Raw genomic sequence first — 24,643 nt, forward strand, 5'->3', positions numbered from 1 at the left:
GATAGCTATCTCCGGCGTGCGCCGCGCCAGTTCTGGGCGATGTAGCCGGATTGCACGCAGGTCCGTGGCCGCGCTCGATATCGGCGAGCTGGACGAGCCGTGGGCGGTTGGCGTGCGGACCCGGATCCGAGCCGGCCTGTTCGAACACATCACCACCGAGACCAACCGCTGAGGCGCGGTCCTTTCGGGCAGAGTTGGTTGCCCGTGGGAGTGCCTGGCAGGAGCCGGTACGGCGTACGCGAGCCGATCACGCTCTGGAGATGGCCTCCGCGCGTCCGACGGGTCCCTCTGTGAAGGCCGAGGTCAACGACGCCTTGGCCGACGGCAGGCGCCGGGCCACGGCTGATCGCGCGCGCGGTGGTGCCGTTCCGCCGGGCATGCTGGCGTTGCAGCGGAAGGCGGGCAACGCGGCGGTCAATGCGTTGCTGGCCGCGAAGTTCAAGGCTCCTGGTGGCGACGCTGTCGGTGAGATCGACGCGGCGCTGGTGGAGATCCGGCGTGACGAGCCGGCCATCGACACTGTCGAGAAGGGGCTGAAGGCGGCGAAGGCTGCCGGCGTACCGGTTGATCTTGAGGGGCCCAAGCCGCCTGCCTCGGCGCTCGCGGTGACGACGACCGGGTTCGGGCCAGGGTCTGTCGCGCCGAAGAAGCCGGTACCGCCGCCGAAACCCGTACCGGCTGTGAGTCCGTTGGGGAAGGCCGGTGCTAAGGCCGGCGGGGGTAAAGGCGGGGGCGGCGGTAAGGCTGGGAAGGCTCCGGGTGGAGGGGGCGGCGCAATTGGAGGCGGGGGTGGCGGAGGGGCGGTTGAGCTGGCGCCGCTGTCCGGAGCGCAGTTGCTGGAGCCGCCGGCGCCGCCTACCGGCGTACGGCCGGAACAGGATGCTGCCTTCAAGGGTGTGACCGGCAATGTGAAGGGCTTCGCCAAGGCGAAGCGTGCCCATCCGCCTGCTGCCTTGAAGGCCAAGGAGGCGCAGGGCGCGGCGCTTGCGCCGACAGACGACCTCAGCGGGCAGGCCAAGGCGGCCAAGGCCGACACGATGGATGCCCAGCAGGCCGGGACCTTCGACAAGAAGGCCTTCATCGCCGCGGTGAAGACGGCGATCGAGGCCAAGTCGCCGAAGACGCTCAAAGAGGCCGACGACTACAAGGAGTCCGGCAAGGCCGGTGAGGTCAAGGGCGATGTCAAAGGCATGGTCGGCCAGGGCAAGGAGGGCCAGGCCAAGGACATCGAGACTGCCACCGCCGCGGCGCCCGACACGTCGAAGGGCGTCGCGAAGCCCGTTACACCGATGGAGACCGAGGATCCAGGCCAGGCCGCCGTGATCCCGGCTGCGGGGGCCGCTCCGAAGGCGGCGCCGCCTGAGCAGACGAACTTGGCGGCCGGTAAGCACGAAGCCAATCAGGAGATGGCTGAAGCCGAGGTCACGGACCAGCAGTTGGCGCAGTCGAACGAGCCACAGTTCCAGGGCGCACTCGCCGACAAGCAGACCGCTGCTACACATGCTGATACCGCGCCAGCTGCTTTCCGTGCGCAAGAGCAGCAGACCATCCAGCAGAACAAGACCGAAGCGGCTGCTGAGACGAAGACCGGAGTCGCCGGGTTGCAGGGCTCCAAGGCCGCAGCGCTCGCCAAACTCGTTGCCGACAAGGGGAAAACCAAGTCGAAGGACGAGGCCAAGCGCGCCGAGGTCACCACCAAGATCCAGGGCATCTTCACCGCCGCCGAGGCCGACGTGAAGACGATCCTCGACGGTATCGATCCGCAGGTGGACGCCGAGTTCGAGCAAGGCGAGAAGAAGGCGCGGGGCGTTTTCGAGAACTACGTTTCGGCCAAGATGTCGGCGTACAAGGAGGATCGGTACGGCGGCTGGCTCGGTGGGCTGCGCTGGGCCAAGGACAAGCTGGTCGGGATGCCGGACAAGGTCAACGAGTTCTACGAGGCCGGGCGCGAGCTCTACCTGCAGCAGATGAACGTGGTGATCTCCAAGGTCGCGGACATCGTCGGCGGCGAACTGACCAGGGCGAAGACCCGGATCGCGACCGGCCGGACCGAGATCGCGGCGTACGTGAAGAGCCTGCCGACGGATCTGCAGAAGGTCGGGTCCGAGGCGTCGAAGGAGATCGGGGAGAAGTTCGCGGACCTGGAGGGTGAGGTCGACTCCAAGCAGGACGCGATGGTGGAGGCGCTGGCGTCGAAGTACAGCGAGGCCCGCAAGGGGCTGGACGACCGGATCGAGGAGCTGCAGGCCGAGAACAAGGGCCTGGTGGACAAGGCGATCGGCGCGATCAAGGCGGTCATCAACACCATCCGCGAGCTCGTCGGGATGCTGAAGAACGTGCTCGCCCGGGTGGCCGGGGTCGTCGGCGACATCGTGAAGAACCCGGTCGGCTTCCTGTCCAACCTGATCGACGGGGTCAAGGGCGGCATCCTCAAGTTCAAGGACAACATCCTCGACCACCTGCGCAAGGGCCTGATGAGCTGGCTGTTCGGCGCGCTCGCCGAGGGTGGGGTGCAGTTGCCCGACAAGTTCGACATGAAGGGCATCCTGCAGTTGCTGCTGTCGCTGTTCGGTCTCACCTGGGCGAACATCCGCAACCGGCTGGTGAAGAACATCGGCGAACCGGCGATGGCGGCGATGGAGAAGGGCGTCGAGATCTTCCAGAAGCTCCGCAGCGAAGGCATCGCGGGCCTGTGGCAGATGCTGATCGAGAAGCTCGGCGACATCAAGGAGATGATCCTCGAGCAGGTGAAGGACTTCGTCATCACCAAGATCATCACCGCCGGCATCACCTGGCTGATCGGCCTGCTCAACCCGGCCGCCGCCTTCATCAAGGCCTGCAAGCTGATCTACGACGTGGTCATGTTCTTCGTCAACAACGGCAGCCGCATCCTCAAGTTCGTCAACACCGTCATCGACTCGGTAGCCGACATCGTCAAGGGCAACGTCGGCGGCGTGGTCAACAAGATCAACGACGTCCTGGGCCAGATGGTCCCCATCATCATCGGCTTCCTGGCCAGCGTCATAGGCCTGGGCGGCATCGGCCAGAAGATCCGCGAGATCGTCGACAAGCTCCAAAAACCAGTAAACAAGGCCCTCGACTCCGTCATCAAAACCGGCCTCAAACTGGCCGGTCCGGTCATCCGCGGCCTCAAGAACATCGGCGGCAAGGTCAAGAAGAAGGTCGCCGCCGGCAAGGCCTACGTCAAAGGCAAGGTCGAAGCAGGCAAGGCCTACGTCAAGGACAAGCTTCGTGGCAAGCCGACCGAGACCGACAGCCCACGGAGCAAGGCGGTCAAGGAGTCGGCGCACCGGCAGGTCCTCGAACGGATGCGCGCGCCGTTCAAGAAGCCGGAAGAGATGAAGGCGATCGCCGCCGAGATCCTTGCCAAACTGCGGCCGCAAGGTCTGCAGAACCTCTTCACCAAGCCGGTCAGCGGCAAGCCGGGGGTCTACAGCATCGTCGCGGTCGCGAGTCCGGAGGAGCCGGTCGGCACCGCGGTCGTGTCGGACGTGGACCCCGCGGCGGTGCGGACCGCGATCGCGACCGCCCATCAGGAGAAGGCCGCCGCTGTCGCACGCCACGGGCAGGAGGGCGGCGGTAAGGACGTCGTCTGGGCCAGCGGGGGTGGACGGGTCTTCCGGCAGGGCGCGGGCGAGGCGCCCGAGGGCGATGCGCCGGTGACCGAGCTGACGCCGTACATCGCCGCGAAGATGGCGAAGTTCACCGAGCTCGGCGAACATCACGACATCACGGCGATGACCACGATGACTCCCGAGGCGCAGGCAGCGGTCGATCGGCTGCGCAAGCACCAGAAGACGCTCAAGACCACGCGCGGCAAGGACAACGTGGAGCGCAAGATCCAGAAACTCCTGCGCAGCGTCACGAGCTACGAGCACGGTGCCGCCTACGCGGGCGCGACCCAGGACCAGCGCCAGGCGGAGAGCGCTGCGACCGGCAGATGGCTGCCGAAGCGCTCTGCCCGCGACTCGGGCGTCCCCGGGTACGCGGACCTCGTGCATGCCGAGAAGAACGTCTACCGAGTCACCCAGGCGCAGGCCATCGGGGTATCCACCCTGCCGCAGTGCGGGCAGTGCGTCCTCTGGTTCAAGGACCAGGCGATGTCAGGGCAGCGGTTCATCGTCGTGGTGTCCGAGGTGACCAGAGTGTTCCTGCCGAACGGCGACATCCGCGACGAGTCGGGCTTCCAGTGAACGGGCTCAGCAGGCTGGGCCGTCCGGCGATGCAGTCTCGGACAGCTGGAGGTGACAGGTCGTCAGACGTTGTTGGTCAGCCCAGTTGATGGGACTTTGAAGTAGGGATCGTCAGGAGGTCTGGTTATGCGCGAGCACGGTTTCGATACCGAGGAAGCTGCTCTTCGCCCGAAGGCGGGACGGGTTGAGGAGCAGGTTTCGGATCACATGGGGAAGGCAGCTGCTGAAGGGCGCAGTGATGTGCTTGGTGGGGCTGGGATGTTGGGGTTGCAGCGGGCGGTGGGGAACAGCGGGGTTACCTCGATGATCGAGGAGGAGAAGTCGCCTGTGCATGGGGTGATCTCCTCGGGTGGGCAGGCGCTGGATCCTGAGGTGCGGGGGGAGATGGAGGGGCGGTTGGGGCATGACTTCTCGGATGTGCGGGTGCATGACGACTCGGCTGCGCATGATTCGGCCAAGGCGGTCAATGCGCATGCGTACACCGTGGGTAGCAATGTGGTGTTTCAGCGGGATAAGTACGACCCGGGGTCGGTTGATGGGAAGACGATGCTGGCGCATGAGTTGACGCATGTGGTGCAGCAGCGGAGTGGGCCGGTGGATGGGTCTTCGGCACCGGGTGGGATCAAGGTGAGTGATCCGTCGGACCGGTTTGAGCGGGAGGCTTCGGCTAACGCGGAGAGGGTGATGGCGGGGCCGGCACCTGTTGCTGCTGCGGCGCCGGGGGTTCAGCGGCATGCCGAGGATGAGGGCGACGTGCAGCGGCATGCCGAGGATGGCGCGGAGGTGCAGCGGCACGCTGGGGATGAGGCTGATGTGAGGCGGCACGCTGTGAGTGACGTGGACGTGCAGCGGCATGAGGAGCATGAGGAGGACGTGCAGCGGGCTGAGGGGCCGGCTGAGGAGGAGAAGGAAGAAGAGGTGCAGGGCGCGTTTGTGCAGCGCGAGGAGGAAGAGGCTCAGGAAGAGGAGGCCTGACGGGCGGGGTGCGACGCCGCTGGTAGACAGCGGCGGGGTTCGGCGGGTGCACTGGTGATGTGCATGCCTGCAAGATGTCTGTGCCCAGCGGCGCACGGAAGGCGCCGGGTACTGCGGTGCTCGCGGCGGACGTCGGGTTCGCAGATCGCGGACTCCCAGGCCATCAGTACGGCAGCCCAGCAGCCACCGCCACGCTCGGCACCAGAGTCGTTTACGCCCTGAACGCCGTGTACTGATGGGCCGGCGGTCCGCCCAATCCCACGGACGGCAGCAGATGCCCGACGAAGGAGGAGGCGAAGCGGGCGGGTCGTCGTACGGGGGTCTTGCCCTGTTGGTACGAGCGGGTTCCCCTTCGGGCAGATCACAGTGCCCTGGACAGCGTCCGGTTGGCCGGGTGGGTAAGCAAGGGGGGCGGTCAGGCTGGAGCAAATCCTGATCGAGGAGGGGCAGCATGCCGACGTACCTGTCACCAGGTGTGTATGTGGAAGAAGTCGAATCGGGCGCACGCCCGCTCGAGGGTGTCGGTACGGCGGTGGCCGCGTTTGTCGGGCTCGCCGAAGGCGGCCCCTTCAACACCGCGACGCTGATCAGCAACTGGACCGCGTTCACGGATACGTTCGGCGGTTTCGTCGCCGGGTCCTATCTGGCGCAGGCCGTCTACGGGTACTTCCTGAACGGCGGTGGGAACTGCTACGTCGTACGGATCGGCGGTGGAGCTGATGCCAGCGACAGCAAAGGCGGTGCTCGCGGGCGTAAAGAGTTGCCGGCCGGGCCGCAGGCGTTGCTGGGGCGGTTCCGGGTGGTCGCGATCGACGCGGCTCAGACGCCGGGCGAGGTGAGTGTCGAGATCGCCGATGCCGGCGGGGACAACCCGTCCGAGGACATGTTCAAGATTGTCGTGAAGCAGAACGGCAACCAGGTCGAGGAGTTCGACCGGCTGACCGTGTCGCGGGGCAAGACCAACGTCGCCACGGTGGTGAACGCGAACTCGAAGCTGATCAAGATCGAGGAGATCACCGGCGCCGCGCTGGAGAAGCCGGCCCACGGTGAGGTCGCGCTCAACCCGCCGCCACCCGCGCCCGCAGTACCGTCGCCGCGGTTGACCGCCGAGGACTACGTCGGCGATGTCTCCGACCGGACCGGGTTCGGTGGGTTGGAGGCGGTCGACGAGATCACCATGCTCTGCGTGCCGGACCTGATGAGCGCGTACCAGCAGGGCTCGATCGACCTCGAGACAGTCCAGGCAGTGCAGTTGGCGATGCTCGCGCATTGCGAGCTGATGGGTGATCGGATGGCGATCCTCGACTCGCCGCCCGGGCTCAACGCCCAGCAGGTCAAGGAGTGGCTGGTCGACAAGGCCGGCTACGACTCGGCGTTCGGGGCTCTCTACTACCCGTGGGTCAAGACGGCCGATCCCGCCACCGGGCAGCTCGGCTTCATGCCGCCGTGTGGGCACATGGCCGGGATCTGGGGTCGCAACGACGACACCCGCGGCGTCCACAAGGCGCCCGCGAATGAGGTCATCCGGGGCGCGGTGAGCCTCGAAGTACAGATCACCAAGGCGGAGCACGATCTGCTCAACCCGGTCGGCATCAACGTACTGCGGACCTTCCCGGGCCGGGGCAACCGTGTCTGGGGCGCCCGGACCCTGTCGTCCGACCCGGCCTGGCGCTACCTGAACGTACGGCGGTTGTTCAACTACCTCGAGGAATCCATCCTCAGCGGCACCAACTGGGTCGTGTTCGAGCCGAACGACGAGGCGCTCTGGGCCCGGGTACGCCGGACCATCTCCGCGTTCCTGGTGAACGAGTGGCGCGCGGGCGCCCTGTTCGGCCAGACCCCGGACGACGCGTTCTTCGTCAAGTGCGACTCCGAGACGAACCCGTCCGAGGGGATCGACGCCGGCCAGGTGGTCTGCGAGATCGGGGTCGCGCCGGTGAAGCCGGCCGAGTTCGTCATCTTCCGCCTGTCCCAGTTCTCCGGCGGCACCAGCCTGGTCAGCGAGTGACCACCACCATCTGTCAAAGCCAGCAAGAAAGGTAACCAGTCATGGCTCTTCCGGACATGGACTCCGGTGTCGGTCACTCCTTCGGGCTGGAGTTCGACGGCATCCAGATCAAAAGCATCACCGAGATCAGCGGCCTGAAGATGGAACAGGACGTGATCGAGCTCAAGGAGAACGGTGCCGACGGCAAGTATGTGATCAAGAAGCTGCCCGGTCGCTGGAAGGCGCCGGAGATCACCCTGACCCGCGGCCTGTCGTCGGACACGAGTTTCGACAAGTGGATCAAGGATTCGCAGTTCGGCAAGATGGGTGCGGTCCGTAAGGGCGGCGCGATCATCGTGTTCGACTACGAAGGTGCGCCGCTGAAGCGGTACAAGCTCACCAACGCCTGGCCGAAGAGCCTCGAGATCGGCACCATGAAGGCCGGCGACACTTCGGTGATGACCGAGAAGCTGGTCGTCACCTGCGAGCGGCTCGAGGTCGAGTGATGCGCCGCACCACGTCCGCCACGCTCGACCAGGTACCGGAGTACGCATCACCAGCCGGTACTACGGACCTCGAGGCGAAGCCGGCCGAACGCGACACCCTCCGGACGGAGTTTCCGTTCGTGCTGCCGCGGGGGTACGTCGACTCGGCGGGCGTGGTGCATCGCGACGGAGTGATGCGGCTGGCGACAGCGCGGGACGAACTGGTGCCGTTGCGGGACGACCGGGTCCGCGAGAACCCGGCGTACCTGACGGTGGTCCTGCTCGGCCGTGTCGTCACCAGGCTCGGGAGTCACACCGACATCCATGCCGGGGTGATCGAGGACCTGTTCGCGGCGGACCTGGCCTTTCTTCAGGACTTGTATCGCCGGGTGAACCAGGAAGGGCACACCCGCGCCGGGGTGAACTGCCCCGAGTGCGGTCACGCGTTCGCCATCGACCTGGCCGGTGGTCGCCTGGGGGAATCGTGACGTACGCGCCCGAGCAGCTGTACTCCGAGGTCGCGTACGTCGCCTACCACTTCCACTGGTCCCGCGAGGAGATCCTCGACCTCGAACACCCCGAACGCCGCCGCTTCGTCGACGAGATCGCCGCCCTGAACACCCGCACCCAACCTGGAAGGTGACCCGATGCGCTGGCCCTTCCGCCGCACCGCCCCCGAGCCGTCAACGGTCGCCGGGGGCAATGGTGTTGGGGCTGGGGTTGCCGGGGGCGGTGGTGATGTTGGGTCGGGCAGGTCCGGCGCGGGTTCCGGGGGTGATGCCGGTCCGGGCATGGCCGGGGCGGGTGCTGGGGAGAGCGGGGCCGCGGCGGGTAGTGAGTCCACCGGGGGGCGAGCTGGGTGGATGGACTTGCCGGCGTTGCAGCGGTCGACGGAGGATCTTGTGCCGATCGCGCGGGCTGCTTCGTTTCGGGAGTCGCTGTCGGCGCATCAGGATCCGCGGTTTCTGGCGCCCCTCGGTCATTCGCTGACGGTGGACGCGCCCGCTGGTGAGATCAGCAACTACGCTCAGCCGGCAGCGGTTGAACAGCGGCAAGAGTTCGTGCTGCCGCCGAGTGCGGCAAGCTTTGGTACTTCGGGGAGCGGCGCTCCGGCAGCCGTCCAGCGTTCAGAGGCCTCCGATCCGGTTGTCCGCACCTTTTCGTTGCCGTCAGCAATGTCGTCGACAGCGGATCACGGATCGCCAGAGGTCTCCGCAGGACAGCTCCCGCCGATTGAAGCGCGTCCCACGCCGGTTGTTGCGGCACCTGTGGTTCAGACTTGGCTTTCCCCGTCTGAGGTGTCTCCTGCGGTGCCGGACCTGCCGGTGGTGTCGCGGGCGATTGAATCTTCGCAGGTTCACCACGATCACACGACCGACCACGGGACTGCCGATCACACGACTGCCGATCACTCGGCGGAGCAGGTACCGCTGGTTGGGCAGTCGGCCTTTGTGTCGGCGCTCGGTGGTCCGCCGCCGGAGTCTGAGCCGGAGGTCGTGCAGCGATCGGCCGAGTCCGGACACGCAGTACCTGGCGTGGTGGGCAGCGGGCTGGCGGTGCAGCGATCGGCCGAGTCCGGGATGGCAGCGCCTGGCGCGGCGGTGCCCGGCGTGGCGGGGAGTGGGCCGGCGGTACAGCGTGATGGGGGAATGGGTCTGCAGCGCGACGCGGAGGTTCCCCCGGGTGTCCGGGGTGGAGCGGAAGTATTGGGCGTGCAGCGTGCTGTGGAAGTAGAGCGCGGCGTGGTGTCTGGTCCGGTGGTTCAGCGGGCAGGTGATGGTTCTGAGGGGCAGGTTGGGCTGGTTGCTGGCCGGGTGGCTGAACTTGGGCCGGTGGCGCAGCGGGCGGTCGAAGCGCAGTCCGTCGCACAGCGTGCAGCAGAAGGCGAATCAGTTGCGCAGCGGACCGTGGGCCTGCAGTCTGCGGCGTCGGGAGCAGCAGTTGGTACGCCGGTGGGGCAGCGGGCCGTGGATGGGCTGGGCGTGGTGCAGGGAGCTGTGGACGGGCTGGGTGTGGTGCAGAGGTCGGGTGAAGGCGCAGCAGACTTGCAGCGGGTGGTCGATCGGCAGCCGGGCCCACCGAGTATGCCGGTCGTGCAGCGGGCAATCGACGCGGCACGAGTAGCGCGGGCGGTAGTAGGCAGCCCGGTAGCGCGGCAGGTGGCGGAAGGCGGGCCGGTAGGGCAGCGGGCGGGAGAAGGTGCGCCGGCAGCGCTGCGGGCGGCACAAGGTGCGCCGGCAGCGCAGGGGGCGGCCGAAGCGGAGCCGGTGGCGCAGCGGGTTGCGGGAGGGGAGCGCGTGGCGCAGCGGCCGCTTGTTGGTGACTCGGTGGTGCAAGGCGGGGTTGGGCTGCAGCGGTCGATTGTGGGCGAATCTGCGGTGCCGCGGGGTGATGCGGTTGCGGCTGGCAGTTCTGGAAGTGGCGAGGTGGTGCAGCGGTCGCAGGCCAGCCCGTCGGCCGTTGAGCATCGGGCGGTAGGGCAGCCGTGGTCCGGCGATCTGGGGGCAGTGGTCCAGCGAGCGGGAGCGTCGGTGGCCGGATCGCCTGCAGGAGAGGCGTCGGCGGGCGCGTCCGTGCAGCGGGCTGGTGGTGCAGAGCCGGGGTGGCAGAGGGCTGGTGGTGAAGGGCCGGGGTGGCAGAGGGCTGGTGGTGAAGGGCCGAGGTGGCAGGGGGACGGTGGTGACGGGCCGGGGTGGCAGGGGGCTGGTGGTGAAGGGCCGGGGTGGCAGGGAGGTGGCGGTGACGGGCAGGGATGGCACGGGGATGGTGGGCAGGGAGCGGTGGGGGTTGGGCTTGTGGGGGAGCGTGGGTTAGGCGTGCAGCGCGCTGCTGACAACGAGCAGCTGGCGCAACGACCGGCGGTGGTGCAGCGGGCGGGGGAGTCCACTGGAGCGGCTGAGTTGTTGTGGCCGCCTCGGGAGGGGGCGGCAGCGGGGAGGGTTGTGCCGTTGTCTAGCTCGGCCCCGTTGACTGTGCCGGAGGGGCAGCGGCCGGTTGGCAGTGTGCCGCCTGCTGTGCAGCGGGTTGTGTACGACCACCCGGGGCTTCGTACGCCTAGCAGTAGCCGAACGACAACAGCACCGACCGCCCAGCCGAGCGCAGTACAAGCGCCTGCTGTGCAGGAGGAGCAGGTGTTGGCGTGGTCGGCGGGGGAGAGTTTTCACCAGGAGCCGGCCGTTCAGCGGGCCGAGACCGTGCGGTCCGTCTCGTTGCAGCAGATGTTCAGTGGATACGCGGCATCAGAGCAGACCGACCAGGCGCATACCGGGCAAGAGCACACCGCAGCCCCAGAGCAGGTAGTACAGCGAGACGAAGCCCCGGTAGAGCAGCCGGCCGTGCAGACCGCTCCGCAGGCTGCAGCTGCTGCACCGGCAGCGCAGGCACCTGCCAAGGCTATGGGTGCGGCTGAGGTGGAGGAGCTGGCGAAGAGGTTGTACGAGCCGTTGACCGCGAAGCTCCGGGCCGAACTCTGGCTGGATCGTGAACGCGCCGGGCGGGTGACTGACAGATGGTAGGACCGACTGCAGTGGGGGTGGCGGGATGAATCCGCAGTATCCGGAACCAGCCGTGAGTGTCTGCTTCGGGGTGACCATCGACGACAAGCAGCTGGGTGCGTTCAGCAGCTGTGAGGGGCTCGGGCTGGAGGTCGTGCTGGAGCAGCGCGAGGAGGGCGGCCAGAACGGATTCGTCTGGCAACTGCCGACCCGGATCAAGTACACCAACATCAAGCTGACCCGGGCCGCTGTGCCAGGACACCACCGAGGTGATGGCCTGGCTGGCAAGCATGACGTCGGGGGTCAAGCAGTCGACCGGGAGCATCACGGCGATGACGGCCGGACTCCAGCGGGTCGCTCAGTGGAAGCTGACCGGCGTGATCCCGGTGAAGTGGAGCGGCCCGGGGATGAACCTGGATTCGCCGAAGGTGGCGATGGAGACGCTGGAGATCGCGCACCACGGGTTCAGCGCGGAGCGGGTGTCCTGATGACCAATCCGATCGCGCTCAAGGCGTCCGGCGGGGCCGGCAGTTCGGCCCCGGAGGACAAGAAGTCGCTGCAGAAGGCGAAGCTGAAGCTGTTCGACCCGACCAAGGCCGGTGGTCAGGATCGCGGCGAGATCCCGTTCCAGTTCAACCCGAAGGAAGTGACAATCCAGAAGTCGGCCAAGTGGGAGCGCAAGCCGGCCAAGAAGGCGAAGTCGGCCGGGTCGGTGGAGTTCAGCGGCGCCGAGCCGTGCAAGCTCACGGTCGAGATGTTCTTCGATGCCTCCGGCAACCAGGACAACAGTGTCGTGACCGCGGTTGAGAAGCTGTTCAGCTGTTGCGTGCCGACCGAGGAGAGCCGTGGCAAGGACAAGCCGACGCCGCCGCTGGTGATGTTGCAGTGGGGCAAGATCGCCAGTTTCCCGGCCTTCGTTACCTCGGTGAACGTGAAGTACACGCTGTTCAGCTCCGACGGCGTCCCGATCCGCGCGGTCTGCACAGTCGCGATGGAAGAGATGCCGAACGAGCCGTGGCGGCAGAACCCGACCTCCGGTGGTCAGTCGGTACGCCGCTCGCACCGGATGATCGACGGCGACACGCTCGCGTCGCTGGCCTACGCGGAGTACGGCGATCCGGGCATGTGGCGCACGATCGCGAAGTACAACGGGATCGACGATCCGATCCGGATCGCGAGTGGCTCGGTCGTCGTATTCCCGGGCGCCGAGGAGCTGGTCTGATGTCGATCATCAACAGCTGCCTGGTCGAGATCAACTCCTCGCCGCTGCCGGCGGATGTGGTCAATCTGATGAGCACGGTCTACGTGGACGACAGTCAGCGGCTGCCGGATCTGTTCGAGATCAGGTTCCGCGACGGCGACCACGAAGTACTGAGGAAAACCGGCGCGAAGATCGGATCCGCGGTAAGGATCTCGGTGCTGGCCAGTACCAGCCAGGCCCCGGTCCTGTTGATGGCCGGGGAGATCACTGCGCTGGAAGCCGAGTTCGACACCGGTGGTTCGTTCACCGTGCTCAGGGGCTACGACCCCGCTCATCGGCTGTTCCGCGGACGCGGGACCGCCAGCTACCTGCAGATGACGGCGTCGGACATCGCGCAGAAGGTGTCCCAGCGGGCCGGGTTCACCAACGGCACGATCAAGCCGACGACGACCGTCTTCGAGCACGTGTCGCAGGCCGGTACGAGCGACTGGGAGTTGCTGGACGCGCTGGCCGCGGATTCCGGCTACGAGGTGTCTGTCCGCGACGGCAAGTTCAACTTCGGTCCACCGGCCACCGCGGCCGGTGCCCCGAGCAACGAGCAGAACCCGCTGGTGCTCAAGCTCGGCACGGACCTGCTCAGGTTCCGCGCGGTGCTCACCTCGGGCGGGCAGGTCAAGGAGGTCGAGGTCCGCGGCTGGGACACCTCGACCAAGCACGCACTCACGACCAGGCACCCGGCCAAGACCACCAGTGCCGAGCTGCCCCAGGCGAGTCCGGCCGAGTTCGCGCACGCCTTCGGCGACAAGGTGTATGTCGCGACCGACGTGCCGCATCGGACCCAGGCCGAGGTGGACGCGGCCGCCGCCGCGATCTCGGCGGAGATCGCGGGCTCGTTCGCGGAGTTCACCGGGGTCGCCCAAGGGAACCCGGCGCTGAAGGCGGGCGTGGCGATCACCGTCGACAACCTGGGTGCGCCGTTCGACGGCAAGTACACCGTGACCACGACCAGGCATCGGATCGACCCGACGACGGGCTACACGACGTCGTTCGCGGTCACCGGCGCCCATGACCGCAGCCTGCTCGGGCTGACCGGTTCGAGCGGGGCCCAGCGGGCGCCGTCGGGAGTCGTCATCGGTCAGGTCAGCGACAACAACGATCCCGAGAAGCTCGGCCGGGTGAAGGTGACGCTGCCGTGGCTGTCGGACGACTACGTGAGCGCCTGGGCCCGGACCGTGCACGCGGGTGCCGGTAAGGATCGCGGCGCGCTGATCATCCCCGAGGTCGGTGACGAGGTGCTGGTCGTCTTCGAGCAGGGCGACCTGAGAAGGCCTTACGTCCTTGGCGGTCTGTACAACGGCGTCGACAAACCGGATGCCAAGGGCATCGATCCGATCGACTCGGGTTCGGGCGCGGTCAACCGGCGATCGATCGTGTCGAGGAAAGGTCATCGCATCGACCTGCTAGACCAGGATGGCCAGAAGGAGGGCATCACGCTGGCCACCGGCGACGGCAAGCTCAGCGTGACGCTCGACTCGACCAGTACGACGATCACCGTCCATGCCGACGGCACGGTGAAGATCGAGGGCAGCCAGGGCATCGTGATCGACGCGGCCGCCGCCAAACTCGAACTCAAGGGTGGCGAGGTCTCGGTCACCGCCACCGGCAACCTGCAGCTCAAAGGCGCCAACACGACCGTCGAAGGCAGCGCGAACACCGAGGTCAAGGGTGGCGCGATGTGCTCGGTCTCGGCCGCCCTGGTCAAGATCAACTGAGGAGACAGCCATGCCCGCAGCAGCCCGGGTCGGCGATCCGACCGGACATCCCGGCGTGATCGGGCCCCCCGGGGTACCGACGGTCCTGATCGCCGGGATGCCGGCGGCGACGGTCGGAACGCCGCATATCTGCTCGTTCCCGCCACCGGCCGTGCATCCGCCGACGGTGATCGCGCCGCCAGGTTGCCCGACTGTGCTGATCGGTGGCATGCCGGCGGCGCGGATGGGCGATATGGCCGCATGTGGTGCGCCGATCGTCATGGGCGCACCGACCGTCATGATCGGAGGATGAGATGAGTACCGACTTCATCGGCGCCGGCTGGGCCTTCCCGGTCAGTACGGACGCCACCGGCGGGATCGCGCTGGTCACCAGGGAACGCGAGATCGAGCAGGCGATCCGCCTCATCCTCGGTACTGCCAGGGGCGAGCGGCCGATGCGGCCCGAGTTCGGCTGCCGGATCCACGACCATGTCTTCGGCCCGGCGAACGCAGCCATCGCGGGTCAGATCGCGTACGACGTCCGGGAGGCGCTGGAACGCTGGGAGCCGCGGATCTCGGTCGAGGACGTCGGCGTCGGTTACGACCGGATCGACCACGGCCGGGTGCTCGTCGACGTCGGTTACGTCATTCTCGGCACGAACGATCCGCGCAACCTGGTCTTCCCCTTCTACACGATCCCGGACGAAGAAGTCACCGGTACTACGCTGCCGGCCGAGCTGGGGGTCTGACATGTTGCCCGCACCGAATCTGGACGACCGAACCTTCCAAGGCCTGGTGGACGAGGCGAAGCGGCTGGTCCAGCGGCGCTGCCCGGACTGGAGCGACCACAACGTGTCGGATCCGGGGGTGACGCTGATCGAGGCCTTCGCACAGATGGTCGATCAGCTGATCTACCGGCTGAACAGGGTGCCCGATCTGAACTACGTGAAGTTCCTCGAGCTGATCGGGGTCGAGCTGCGCCCGCCGGCCGCGGCTCGTGGCGGGGTGACGTTCTGGCTGTCGTCGCCCCAACCGCAGAACGTGCTGGTCCGGGCCGGGACAGAAATCGCGACGCCGCGGACGGACATCCACGAGCCGATCGTCTTCACCACCACGCAGGACCTGGAGATCATCCCCTGCTCGTTCTCGCGGGCCGGTGCTGCGCCGATGGAGGGTACGCCGGCCGATCTCACCACCGCGTTGTCCGGCAAGAACGGATTCCCCTGCTTCTCGGACGTACCGGCTCCGGGCGATGCGCTGCTGATCGGTCTCAGCGAAGCGGTGCCGTCCTGCGCGGTGACGATCCGGCTGAACTGCAGCGTGTCCGGCGTCGGCGTGGATCCGCGGCACCCACCGCTGGTCTGGGAGGCGTGGACCGGCTCCGGCTGGACCGAATGCGATCTCGACAAGGACGACACCGGCGGACTGAACAAGGCCGGCGACGTCGTCATCCACATCCCACCGCAGCACGAGACGTCGATCATCGCCCGCCAGCGGGCCGGCTGGGTCAGGTGCCGGCTGCTGCCCGTGGACGAGCACCGCCCGACGTACACGGCGTCGCCCCGGATCCTCTCGGCGTCCGCCTTCACCATCGGCGGCACGGTCCCGATGATGCACGCGGAGGTGATCCGGCACGAGTTGCTCGGTCGCGCCGACGGGACGCCCGGGCAGCGGTTCGCGCTGAAGCGGCATCCGGTGGTGCCGTCCGAGGAGCCCTGCACGGTCGAGGTCACCGATGACGACGGGGTCGAGACCTGGGAGCCGGTGACGAGCTTCGCCGACTCCACCGAGACCGATCGGCACTTCCGGATCGACGCCTTCTCCGGCGGTGTGCACTTCGGCCCCGCAGTACGGACGTCCGACGGCCGGCTCCAGTACTACGGCGCCACACCGCGCTCGGGGACCAGTGTCGCGATCTCGTCGTACCGGACCGGCGGTGGGCGGCGGGGCAACGTGGCGCGCGGGCAGGTCCGGGTCCTCAAGACAAGCGTGCCGTACGTCGCCCGGGTCGAGAACCGTGCACCCGCCATCGGTGGCGCGGAGGCGGAGACGCTGGACGAGGCCAAGGTCCGTGGGCCGATGCTGCTCCGGTCGCGGGGCCGGGCGGTCACGATGGAGGATTTCGAGGAGCTGGCTCGTGAGGTCGCCCCGGATGCGGCTCGAGTCCAATGCGTCCCGGCGACGGAGCCTGCCGACGCGGGCGGGATCCGCGTCCTCGTCGTCCCGCATGTTTCCGGCGATGTCGTCGGACGGGTCCGCCGGGACGACCTGATCCCGCCGGAAGGGACGCTGGAGCGGATCACCCAGACCCTCGACGAGCGCCGCCTGGTCGGCACACGCCTGCTGGTGGCGCCGCCGGAGTACGTCGGACTGACGGCGGTGGTCGACGTGAGCGCGCGGTCCCGGTTCGACCCGGAGGAAGTGAAGGAGGGCGTACTCAAGGCCCTGTACGAGCTGCTGCATCCCTTGACCGGTGGGCCCGACGGGACGGGCTGGCCCTTCGGGCGTTCGGTGCAGTCGCACGAGGTGCACGCTGCACTGGCGCGGATCCCGGGAGTCGACATGGCCCAGGAGATCAGCGTTGCGCTCTTCCCGGCAGACCCGGTCACCGGGCGTCGCTCGGCACCTGTGCAGCGGCTGGACCTTCCGGCGACGGCACTGGTCTTCTCCTACGAGCACCAAGTGCGGGTGCGCTGATGCGCGGCGCACTGGGAGCACTGCCGAGTCCACACCCGATCGGCGAGATCCTGCCGTCGGTCTACCGCACAGACCAGTTCACCCAGCAGCTCTGTGCGAGTTTCGACGACGTACTGGCGCCGGTGATCAGTGCGCTCGACAACCTGCCGGCGTACCTGGACCTCGGTACTGCGCCCGAGGACATGCTGCCCTGGTTGGCGCACTGGCTCGGACTGGCGGTGGATCGCGGCGACGACCCAGTACGCCAGCGCGAGTTGCTGCGCTCGACCAGTGACCTGCATGGTCGCCAGGGGACGCGCCTGGGGATCGAGCTCGCGATCAGCGCGGTACTGGGCGTGCGGACCGAGGTGGTCGAGTCAGGTGGCGCCAGTTGGTCCGTGGACCCCAACGACCCGCTGCCTGGAGAGGCGCTGCCTGCCGTCGTAGTACAGGTGTTTCCGGTAGCAGGTCAGGAGATCGACGAGGAGCGGTTGAAAGATGCGGTGGCGGCACTGAAGCCGGCACACGTCATCCATCGCGTCCAGGTCGTTCCCGCGGACTGACGGGAGCAGCCAGCTCCGCACAGACCCTGGCGTACTCGCGGCGGGTGGCGGCCGCAGCGGTCGGATCACCTTGCTCTGCTTGCAGATCGGCCAGCAAGAGCCAGGAGGAATCCCGCAACGAGTCGAGCTCGACCGCACGATGCGCTGCCCGCAGTGCCTGGGCATCCTCGGCCAGACCGGCTACCTGTACTGCGGCGTCGGCAGCGGCGAGGCGGTAGCGTTCCCGCTCGGACAGGACCCACTCAGCGGCACCTACCTCGGGCAGTAACTCGCCCACATAGAGGTCCAGCACTCTGGACCAGTCCGCCAGCGTCCCGGATCGCCTGGCCTGTCGCAGCTGTCGCTCGAACTCGGTGAGGTCGATCCAGGCGTCGGGCAGCACCAGCCGGTAGGCATCGCCGTTCCGCTGCACGGCGTGGTCGCTCAAGCCGACAGCAGTCAGACATTGCCGCACGTTGGATGCCGCTACCTGGAGGCGATGCGTTCCCGCTTCGGCAGGAGCGTCCGGCCAGAGCGCGTCGATCAGCCGCTCACGGTGCAGATCCTTGCCCGGGTTGATTGCTAGTAGCAACAACAATGCCCGCGCCCGAGGCCGCAACGGTGGCCATTGCACCGCCTGGCCTCCGACCTCCAGCCGGAAGCCGCCGAGCGTGTGCAGCCGGGCAGGACTGTTCGCAATCGGTGTCGAACCTCCAGGGCTGGTGTGGTCGATCGCTGCGGCTTCGGCCAGCTGGCGGGCTTGGTCGAGGAGCCGGTGGGCGCCCGGTACTGCTGCTGACCGGATCAGGCTTTCGGCCTCGGTCAGCTGGGCAGCCGCGCCCGGCTGTCGCAGCTGGGCCATCGCGACCGCGCCGAGCGCGAGGATCCAGGCTTGCGGCACCCGCGCCTCGAGCCCGGCGGCCTCCGTCGCTGCTCGCCTCAGCCACGTGGTGGCGACCTGGTCGTTGCCGGCCTTCAACTGCGCCGCGCCGACGAAGGTGGCCATCAGCAACGATCCCCAGTGGTCGCCGTCGCGGGCGCAGTCGTCGGCCATCGACGAGCAGCCGTCCAGCCGCCAGTCTTCCGGACGCGTCGCCAGCAACACCGCGGCCTGCAATCCGCGGGCGACCCGAGCGAGCCAGGGGAGTTCGTCCAGCTCGGCCGAGAGGGCGATCTCCTCCAGCGGCACCTCGGCATGCGACCAGTTCCCCAGCGCGAGATCCGTCACGACCACGGCGATCGCTGCCCACAGTCGCCCGGCCGACCGGACCGAGGAGTCCGCAGCTACCCGCAGCAACAGCTCCCGCGCCAGTTCGAACTGGCCGGCCAGTAACGCGATCGTCCCGACCGCGAGCGGGGCGACGCCAGGCCCGGCATCGACGCCAGGCCCGAGACCCGGCAACCGCCGCATCGCCTGCCGCATCGCTTGCCCTGTACGGCGTACGGGAACCGCCTGTGCGGGCGGCTGCGGCATCCACACTTCGGCCTGGGCACGCTCGTTCGCGCAGCGCGACTGGAAGTCGGGGTCGTCGAGCAAGGCCTCGGCGGCTCGGTAGGCAGCAACTGCCGCGGCGACGGACCCAGACCTGAACAACCGCCGCGCCCGAGCCAGCGCTAGCCACGGATCGTCGTCAGGTAAACCCGATCGGGCGACCCAATCGTGCGCGACAGTGTTGCCCTGTTGTAGCAGGCGTGCCACCGACGCCCAGTCGTCCGCGAGCGCATAGGCCCGCATGGCCTCGCGTGGATGGCCCGCCTTCTCCAGCAGTTGCCCACTGCGGCCGTGGATCTCCCGTGAGGCAGTCGCGCCCAGCTCGTCGATCAGCAAGCCTTCCAGATGCGTCTGCAGCACCTGGTGATACTTGTACGTCGCGCCGTCGTCAGTAGACGTCGTGAAGAACTGCAGCGTCTCCAGCTCCTCCAGCACGACAGCACTGCCGGGCTGTTCGAGCAGCTCGTCGCACAGCGGCCCGGTGAGCCTGCCTAGCGCGCTGGTGACGAGCAGGAACTTCCGCCGCTCAGGAGCCAGCCCCGCGAGCACGTTGCGAGTCAGATACGCCCGTACCAAGCGCGACCGGCCGCCGAGCTCGGTCGCCGCCCGGATCCGCTCGGTACTGGACTTGCCCATCGTGGCCAGGTGGAACAACTGCAGCCCGGCAGCCCACCCGCCCGTACGACGGGTAAGCGCGGCTGCTGCCTCAGGCGACAGCGGTTGCCGGTACACCGACCGGAACAGCTCCTCGACCTCCCACGACCGGAAGCGCAGGTCGTCGCTGTCGAGCTCCAGCAGGTCTCCCGACACGATCAGCCGCGGTGTGTTCAGCGCGAGCGGCCGGCGCGAGCCGAGCAGCAGCCGCAGATGCCGTGGCCGGAACTCCAGGAAGCGTTCCAGCGCGAGCTCCGCAGGGCTACCGGCCAACTCGTGCACGTCGTCCACGATCAACTGGACCGGCGCGGGAACCCCGTTCTCGGTGGCGAGAATCAGCTGATCGACCGTCGTCGAGTGAGTGAGTGCCGTCGGCAACACCACCGACAACGCCTCGGTCACGTGCTGGACAAGTGCGTCCTCGGTCCGATCCTCGGGGCGAGCTCTGTACCAGGCAGTCGGCCGGAGCGGAGTCGCGGCGACCTGGGCGAGCAGAGTGGTCTTCCCCGAGCCGGCCGGCGCCAGCAGCAACCCGACGCTGGGCCCCGACTCGTCGAGCAGTGGCCGCTCCAAGCGGTCACGAGAAAGACCGGTCGGCTCCGGTCGACGGACCTTCTCCCTGAACACCACTGAACCCACAACACGCCCCCCGGCCTGATGACAGACATCAGGTCTCAGTGTGGGCCAACATCGGGTGTCCCGCCCAGCCCTTCTGCCCCATGGATTCCGTCGGCACCGTGATCCAGGCCGTCCGCCCCGACCCCGCCGGGCACTCCGGCCCCCGCCGCGGCCCCCAGGTCGCCACCCAGACCGCCCTTCAGCGGATCGGAGCCGAACTGGACCTCGAGCGAATCGCTGATCCCGTCCTGGTCCGAATCGAGCACGGCCGGGTTCGTACCCAGCGACAGTTCGGTGTTGTCCGAGAGCCCGTCGGCATCGGTGTCCATGCTGTTCGGATCGAGACCGGCCCTGGTCTCGTAGGTGTCGGTCAGGCCGTCGTGGTCGCTGTCCACCACGCCGTTGCGGATCACCTCGGCGAACTGGCCCTGTCCACCGACGCCAGCGACGCCGGGGATCTTGCCGGGATCGCTGCCGGCGGACAGCTCGAACGGATCGGAGATCCCGTCGTGGTCGGTGTCCGCGGTCAACGGGTCGGTGTGCGACTTGATCGCCTCGAACGCGTCCGGCAGACCGTCCTTGTCGGTGTCGGCCGAGGCCGGATTCGTGCCCGCCAGCTTCTCGAACGCATCGGTGAGGCCGTCGTGATCGGTGTCCGGTGGCGCGGCCATCGACGTACCGAGGTCGATCTGGTCGTAGTGGTTGGTGGCTACCGCGGTGTTGACCGGCAACGTATCTGCGACGGGGCTGGCCGGCGGCGCCGAGGAGGAGTCGAGCCCGGGGATCACGCCCGCGTAGTTGAACCGATTGTGCGCGGTGAACTCACCCACGCCGTACTTCGTGCCCTTGGCCTCGATCGTGCGCCCGTCGCCGAGGCTGATCGCGACGTGCGCCCTCGACGGCCGGCCGCCGCCGGGGGTCGGCTCGTTCGAGAAGTAGAACAGCAGCGCGCCCTTGGTGTGCATGGCCTTATCGACCGAAATCAGCGAGTCCTTCTGCTTGAGATCCAGGTACTGGTACATCGCGCCGTCCGGGATCTCCACCCCGGCCTGATGTGCGGCCCATTTGGTCAGCTCGGAACAGTCGAACTTCTCCGGGTTCGGATCGTCCAGCTTGGCCCGTACGCCGAAGACGTACTTGTCGCCCTCCTGAGCGAGCGCGACATCGACGAAGCGCCCGACCTTCGTGCTGTCGCCGCCACCGCCGAGTCCCGGCGTACCAGCGGCTGCCAGTGTCTGTACTACGGGTTGCTGCACGGCAGGCTGCGCCAGTGTGGGTTGGGGCGGGCCGGGGATCACACCGTCGCCGCTGTCGGCGTGCTGCGGATCCGAGCCGTACTGCACCTCGATCTGGTCCGACAGCCCGTCGTTGTCGCTGTCCCACTTCAGCGGATCGCTGCCCAGGGAGGCTTCCGTGCTGTCCGAGAGGCCGTCCAGGTCGCCATCGCCGAGCTTCGGGTTCGAGTGGCTGACAGCGACCTCGTACCCGTCGGTGAGCCCGTCGTGGTCCGTGTCCGCCAGCTTCAGGTCGGTCCCAGCCGACCGCTCGAACGCATCGGTGAGCCCGTCGTGGTCGGTGTCCTGCTGCATCCCGACGGCCTGCCCGGTGTCGATCTTGTCGTACGACGCGGCAAGCGCTCCGGTCGGATGCGCGGGGCCGCCGGTGGACGGCAACGGCGGCGGGAGGTGCGAGCTGTAGCCGGCGACCCCACGGCCGTCGCCCTGCACTCCGGTGACGGCCTCCACCTTGTCCAGGTAGGTCCGGTAGTCGGCAGCGGTGCCCTTATGGGAATTGTGCGTCGTGGTCCACGGGCGCATATCTGTGCCCTGATGGGAGATCGCGTACGCCGCTCTCGCGTTCGCGCGCGGATCGTTCAGGTCGCCGTACTTGGTACCGCGGCTGCCGTCGGAGGCGACATTGATCTGCCACAGGCCCATCGAGTGCTCGCCGTGGTCGTTGAGCGCACCGGTCCGGCCGCCCGACTCGGCCATGGCGATAGCAGTCCACGTGGTCGCCTGCTGCGGCGTGAATCCCGCGGACAGCGCGGCGTCGTAGATCTCCGCGATCGACAACTTCGGCATCGCAACCCCCTGGCCCTGCAAACTACCGGCAGCCTCTGCAGATCTGAAGCCCAGTTTAATCCTGTTGCCCTACCATAAGGGCACCGTCGGGCTGATACTTCAGGGCCGCGAGGGAGGTTATCCGAGGTGGGGGAATGGGATATCGGCTCGGCGTAGATCTGGGGACGACTTTCACTGCCGCGGCGATGCGCAACGGCGGTCCACCGAGCATGCTCGGGCTCGGCAACCGCGCGCTGCAGATCCCGTCCGTGCTGTATCTGCAGGAGGACGGCCAGTTCCTGGTCGGTGAGGCGGCCGAGCGCCGCGGCGCCACCGACCCGTCCCGGGTGGTCCGCGAGTTCAAGCGCCGCATCGGTGACCCGATCCCGCTGATGGTCGCCGGTACGCCGTTCTCGGCGCAGGCGCTGTCCGCCCGGCTGCTGTCCTCGGTGGTCGCGACGGCCACTGAGCGTCGCGGAGCGCCACCGGACGAGATCGTCCTGACCTACCCGGCCAACTGGGGCGCCTACAAACGCGAACTGGTCGACCAGGTGATCGCCCTGGCCGACATCGGCCCCACAATCACCTGCCCTGAGCCACAGGCCGCCGCCATCCAGTACGCCGCGCAGGCGCGTCTGCAGGCAGGCGATCGGGTCGCCGTCTACGACCTCGGGGGCGGCACCTTCGACGTGTGCGTGCTGGAGAAGACCGGCAACGGATTCACCATCCTGGGCAATCCCGAGGGCATCGAGCAGTTGGGTGGCGTGGACTTCGACGAGGCCGTCTTCCAGCACGTCGTCGGCGCGCTCGGCCCGGCGATGGAAGACCTCGATCTCGACAGTCAGGATGGACGGAGCGCGCTGATGCGGCTTCGTCGCGACTGTGTCGAGGCGAAGGAAGCGCTGTCGGTCGACGTCGACACGATGATCCCGGTGACCTTGCCAGGCCGCAGTACGTCGGTGCGCCTGACCCGCGCCGAGCTGGAGACCCTGATCGCACCAGCGCTCGAGCAGACCGTCGAGGCGACCGGGCGGGCGTTGCGAGCCGCCGGTACGACGAGCGAGCAGTTGAAGGCGATCGTGCTGGTCGGGGGCAGCTCGCGGATCCCGCTGGTCAGCCACCTGCTGCAGTCACGCTTCTCAACCCCGACCGCACTGGACACCCACCCCAAACACGACATCGCTCTGGGCGCAGTGCAGTTCTCGGATGCCCCGGCGGAGGCGACAACCGCGTCGCTGGCCGCTGTCGGCGCGCCCGTCATCGGTACTCCGCCCGGCCGGCTCCCGAAGCCTGCCAGGACGCCGCTGTCGGGCGAGACCCGCCGCCGGATCGCTTTGGCAGCCGGGGCACTGGCAGTGCTCGCGGTCGGAGTGGTCGTGGCGATCCAGCTGACTTCCGGTGATTCGAACAAGGCGTCGGATCAGCCGGCCGGCCCGGCGACCAGCAGCGTGAGCAGTTCCGCGCCGACGTCCGTCACGCCGACCGTGTCCGTGCCGACCCTGAAAGCGCTGCCGGTCGCGGCGGCTCCGCTGAGCGCCTCCGAGCTCATCATTCCGCTGGAGAACGGGTCGGGCGCGAACAAGGGACAGAGCCTGTACCGGGTCGACGTGAACGCCCCTGGTCAGTCGACGAAGCTCAGCAAGTTCGATGGCAACGCGAACGGCGTCGACAACGGTCCCGCGCTGTCCCCGGACCGCAGATCGATGATCTTCACCCGCTTGAAGCCGGCTAAGAATGTCGGCCTCTGGGTGTCCGGAGTGGACGGCGGTAGCGCGCGCCCACTGTTCACCAAGACACCGGCGCAGTGTGTGGACAACATCAGCCGGCCGGCCTGGAACAAGGCGGACCCGAGCCAGATCGTGGCCGCGTGCGTCGCGGGCAAGACCACGGGTCTCTACCTGATAGACACCGGCGGCAAGGTGATTCGCACCCTGTTCACGCTGCAGGTCAAGCCCGGGCTGGTGATCAGTGATCCCGCTGTCTCGCCGGACGGCACCCGCGTCGCGTTCCAGGCTCAGGGAATGCCGGGCTCCGGGATCTACACGGTGCCGCTCACCGGTGGCACGCCTCGCCAGCTGACGACGGGGGCCGACGCGGACCCGGCCTGGTCGCCGACGGCGCCGGGCCTGATCGCCTACCGGCATCTCCTGGCAGAGGGCTCGTGGGCGATCCTCCTGACCAACGCCGATCCCGTTGGCTCGGTCACCGACAATGCCTGGAACAGCAAGCTGCGCGAAGGCGACGTTGTCTGTAGCAAGACCGGGGCCGACAACCCGCTCGGCGGTGGCAAGCTCTGCCAGCTCACCGACGGGAGCACCCTCGACCAGGATCCGAGCTGGTCACCGGACGGGAACCAGATCGCCTTCAGGCGAGGGCCGGTCACGAACGCCCGCATCTACGTGACCTCGCTCAACGCGAAGGTCGCGCCGCGAGCGGTCTGGACGGACGGCCGAGCCAATCAGAGCGCCTCGTCCTGGACCTCCCGCTGACTCGC

General features: G+C 67.9%; 19 protein-coding genes and 1 pseudogene. 17 read left to right on the forward strand and 3 right to left on the reverse strand.

What is annotated here, in order from left to right:
• The first annotated feature begins 260 nt into the window (after positions 1 to 260).
• The 7 genes from F1D05_RS31190 to F1D05_RS31220 all read left to right on the forward strand — a co-directional run bounded on the left by F1D05_RS31190 (position 261) and on the right by F1D05_RS31220 (position 8,304).
• Positions 261 to 4,214, forward strand: coding sequence for a phage tail protein (locus tag F1D05_RS31190; RefSeq protein ID WP_206685908.1), 3,954 nt, complete (start codon positions 261 to 263; stop codon positions 4,212 to 4,214).
• Positions 4,215 to 4,340: 126 nt separating this feature from the next.
• Entirely contained in the window at positions 4,341 to 5,189 is an 849-nt protein-coding gene (locus F1D05_RS31195) for a DUF4157 domain-containing protein (protein ID WP_185443960.1), read from the forward strand.
• Between the two features lie 74 nt (positions 5,190 to 5,263).
• A complete protein-coding gene (locus tag F1D05_RS31200; RefSeq protein ID WP_185443961.1) occupies positions 5,264 to 5,425 on the forward strand; it encodes a hypothetical protein in 162 nt (53 codons plus the stop codon).
• A gap of 215 nt (positions 5,426 to 5,640) precedes the next feature.
• Positions 5,641 to 7,197: a phage tail sheath family protein gene (locus F1D05_RS31205; protein ID WP_185443962.1), complete on the forward strand. Its 1,557-nt coding sequence runs from the start codon at positions 5,641 to 5,643 to the stop codon at positions 7,195 to 7,197.
• 41 nt (positions 7,198 to 7,238) lie between these two features.
• Positions 7,239 to 7,682 (forward strand): phage tail protein, encoded by a 444-nt coding sequence (locus tag F1D05_RS31210; RefSeq protein WP_185443963.1) that lies wholly within the window; start codon positions 7,239 to 7,241, stop codon positions 7,680 to 7,682.
• Positions 7,682 to 8,149, forward strand: coding sequence for a hypothetical protein (locus tag F1D05_RS31215; protein ID WP_185443964.1), 468 nt, complete (start codon positions 7,682 to 7,684; stop codon positions 8,147 to 8,149). The genes F1D05_RS31210 and F1D05_RS31215 overlap by 1 nt, the downstream gene beginning before the upstream one ends.
• Positions 8,146 to 8,304 carry a DUF6760 family protein gene (locus F1D05_RS31220; protein WP_185443965.1) on the forward strand — a complete coding sequence of 53 codons (159 nt, stop codon included), beginning with the start codon at positions 8,146 to 8,148 and terminating at the stop codon, positions 8,302 to 8,304. Before F1D05_RS31215 ends, F1D05_RS31220 begins: the two co-directional genes overlap by 4 nt.
• Before the next feature lie 1,246 nt (positions 8,305 to 9,550).
• On the opposite strand, the gene F1D05_RS31225 is transcribed toward F1D05_RS31220, so the two are convergent.
• On the reverse strand, positions 9,551 to 9,997 hold the full coding sequence (locus F1D05_RS31225; protein ID WP_185443966.1) for a hypothetical protein: 447 nt from the start codon (positions 9,995 to 9,997) through the stop codon (positions 9,551 to 9,553).
• A gap of 795 nt (positions 9,998 to 10,792) precedes the next feature.
• On the opposite strand from F1D05_RS31225, the gene F1D05_RS31230 reads away from it, so the two are divergent.
• The 9 genes and pseudogenes from F1D05_RS31230 to F1D05_RS31265 all read left to right on the forward strand — a co-directional run bounded on the left by F1D05_RS31230 (position 10,793) and on the right by F1D05_RS31265 (position 17,346).
• Complete coding sequence (locus F1D05_RS31230) at positions 10,793 to 11,176, forward strand: hypothetical protein (protein WP_185443967.1); 384 nt, start codon at positions 10,793 to 10,795, stop codon at positions 11,174 to 11,176.
• Between the two features lie 25 nt (positions 11,177 to 11,201).
• Positions 11,202 to 11,345: pseudogene (locus tag F1D05_RS43245) on the forward strand (hypothetical protein); the annotation flags it as partial.
• Between the two features lie 82 nt (positions 11,346 to 11,427).
• Entirely contained in the window at positions 11,428 to 11,643 is a 216-nt protein-coding gene (locus F1D05_RS42315; protein ID WP_281388802.1) for a phage tail protein, read from the forward strand.
• The gene (locus F1D05_RS41265; protein WP_185443968.1) at positions 11,643 to 12,377 is read left to right on the forward strand and encodes a peptidase M23; all 735 of its coding nucleotides are present in this window, start codon (positions 11,643 to 11,645) and stop codon (positions 12,375 to 12,377) included. Before F1D05_RS42315 ends, F1D05_RS41265 begins: the two co-directional genes overlap by 1 nt.
• On the forward strand, positions 12,377 to 14,128 hold the full coding sequence (locus F1D05_RS31245) for a VgrG-related protein (RefSeq protein ID WP_185443969.1): 1,752 nt from the start codon (positions 12,377 to 12,379) through the stop codon (positions 14,126 to 14,128). Before F1D05_RS41265 ends, F1D05_RS31245 begins: the two co-directional genes overlap by 1 nt.
• Positions 14,129 to 14,138: 10 nt before the next feature.
• Positions 14,139 to 14,420 carry a PAAR domain-containing protein gene (locus F1D05_RS31250; RefSeq protein ID WP_185443970.1) on the forward strand — a complete coding sequence of 94 codons (282 nt, stop codon included), beginning with the start codon at positions 14,139 to 14,141 and terminating at the stop codon, positions 14,418 to 14,420.
• A gap of 1 nt (position 14,421) precedes the next feature.
• Positions 14,422 to 14,856, forward strand: coding sequence for a GPW/gp25 family protein (locus F1D05_RS31255; protein WP_185443971.1), 435 nt, complete (start codon positions 14,422 to 14,424; stop codon positions 14,854 to 14,856).
• 1 nt (position 14,857) lies between these two features.
• A complete protein-coding gene (locus tag F1D05_RS31260; RefSeq protein ID WP_185443972.1) occupies positions 14,858 to 16,804 on the forward strand; it encodes a putative baseplate assembly protein in 1,947 nt (648 codons plus the stop codon).
• Entirely contained in the window at positions 16,804 to 17,346 is a 543-nt protein-coding gene (locus tag F1D05_RS31265) for a phage tail protein (RefSeq protein ID WP_185443973.1), read from the forward strand. Before F1D05_RS31260 ends, F1D05_RS31265 begins: the two co-directional genes overlap by 1 nt.
• On the opposite strand, the gene F1D05_RS31270 is transcribed toward F1D05_RS31265, so the two are convergent.
• Both F1D05_RS31270 and F1D05_RS31275 read right to left on the reverse strand, forming a co-directional pair.
• Positions 17,312 to 20,044, reverse strand: a complete 2,733-nt coding sequence (locus tag F1D05_RS31270) for a winged helix-turn-helix domain-containing protein (RefSeq protein WP_185443974.1) — start codon at positions 20,042 to 20,044, stop codon at positions 17,312 to 17,314. The two genes, F1D05_RS31265 and F1D05_RS31270, sit on opposite strands and share 35 nt — an antisense overlap.
• 101 nt (positions 20,045 to 20,145) lie before the next feature.
• Complete coding sequence (locus F1D05_RS31275) at positions 20,146 to 22,170, reverse strand: NlpC/P60 family protein (RefSeq protein ID WP_185443975.1); 2,025 nt, start codon at positions 22,168 to 22,170, stop codon at positions 20,146 to 20,148.
• Between the two features lie 134 nt (positions 22,171 to 22,304).
• Here F1D05_RS31275 and F1D05_RS31280 point away from each other — a divergent pair, with 134 nt between their 5' ends.
• Positions 22,305 to 24,638 (forward strand): Hsp70 family protein, encoded by a 2,334-nt coding sequence (locus tag F1D05_RS31280; protein WP_185443976.1) that lies wholly within the window; start codon positions 22,305 to 22,307, stop codon positions 24,636 to 24,638.
• Positions 24,639 to 24,643: the final 5 nt, after the last annotated feature.

It is taken from the genome of Kribbella qitaiheensis, from assembly GCF_014217565.1.
In the GTDB taxonomy this organism is placed as follows: Bacteria; Actinomycetota; Actinomycetes; order Propionibacteriales; family Kribbellaceae; genus Kribbella; species Kribbella qitaiheensis_A.

What these genes read in the sequence shown, in the direction of transcription:
- F1D05_RS31190 (WP_206685908.1), top strand. Translation starts at nt 261, where the DNA reads ATGGCCTCCGCGCGTCCGACGGGTCCCTCTGTGAAGGCCGAGGTCAAC.
- F1D05_RS31255 (WP_185443971.1), top strand. Translation starts at nt 14,422, where the DNA reads ATGAGTACCGACTTCATCGGCGCCGGCTGGGCCTTCCCGGTCAGTACG.
- F1D05_RS31280 (WP_185443976.1), top strand. Translation starts at nt 22,305, where the DNA reads ATGGGATATCGGCTCGGCGTAGATCTGGGGACGACTTTCACTGCCGCG.
- F1D05_RS31205 (WP_185443962.1), top strand. Translation starts at nt 5,641, where the DNA reads ATGCCGACGTACCTGTCACCAGGTGTGTATGTGGAAGAAGTCGAATCG.
- F1D05_RS31210 (WP_185443963.1), top strand. Translation starts at nt 7,239, where the DNA reads ATGGCTCTTCCGGACATGGACTCCGGTGTCGGTCACTCCTTCGGGCTG.
- F1D05_RS31265 (WP_185443973.1), top strand. Translation starts at nt 16,804, where the DNA reads ATGCGCGGCGCACTGGGAGCACTGCCGAGTCCACACCCGATCGGCGAG.
- F1D05_RS31245 (WP_185443969.1), top strand. Translation starts at nt 12,377, where the DNA reads ATGTCGATCATCAACAGCTGCCTGGTCGAGATCAACTCCTCGCCGCTG.
- F1D05_RS42315 (WP_281388802.1), top strand. Translation starts at nt 11,428, where the DNA reads ATGGCCTGGCTGGCAAGCATGACGTCGGGGGTCAAGCAGTCGACCGGG.
- F1D05_RS31250 (WP_185443970.1), top strand. Translation starts at nt 14,139, where the DNA reads ATGCCCGCAGCAGCCCGGGTCGGCGATCCGACCGGACATCCCGGCGTG.
- F1D05_RS31195 (WP_185443960.1), top strand. Translation starts at nt 4,341, where the DNA reads ATGCGCGAGCACGGTTTCGATACCGAGGAAGCTGCTCTTCGCCCGAAG.
- F1D05_RS31200 (WP_185443961.1), top strand. Translation starts at nt 5,264, where the DNA reads ATGTCTGTGCCCAGCGGCGCACGGAAGGCGCCGGGTACTGCGGTGCTC.
- F1D05_RS31215 (WP_185443964.1), top strand. Translation starts at nt 7,682, where the DNA reads ATGCGCCGCACCACGTCCGCCACGCTCGACCAGGTACCGGAGTACGCA.
- F1D05_RS41265 (WP_185443968.1), top strand. Translation starts at nt 11,643, where the DNA reads ATGACCAATCCGATCGCGCTCAAGGCGTCCGGCGGGGCCGGCAGTTCG.
- F1D05_RS31260 (WP_185443972.1), top strand. Translation starts at nt 14,858, where the DNA reads ATGTTGCCCGCACCGAATCTGGACGACCGAACCTTCCAAGGCCTGGTG.
- F1D05_RS31275 (WP_185443975.1), bottom strand. Translation starts at nt 22,170, where the DNA reads ATGCCGAAGTTGTCGATCGCGGAGATCTACGACGCCGCGCTGTCCGCG.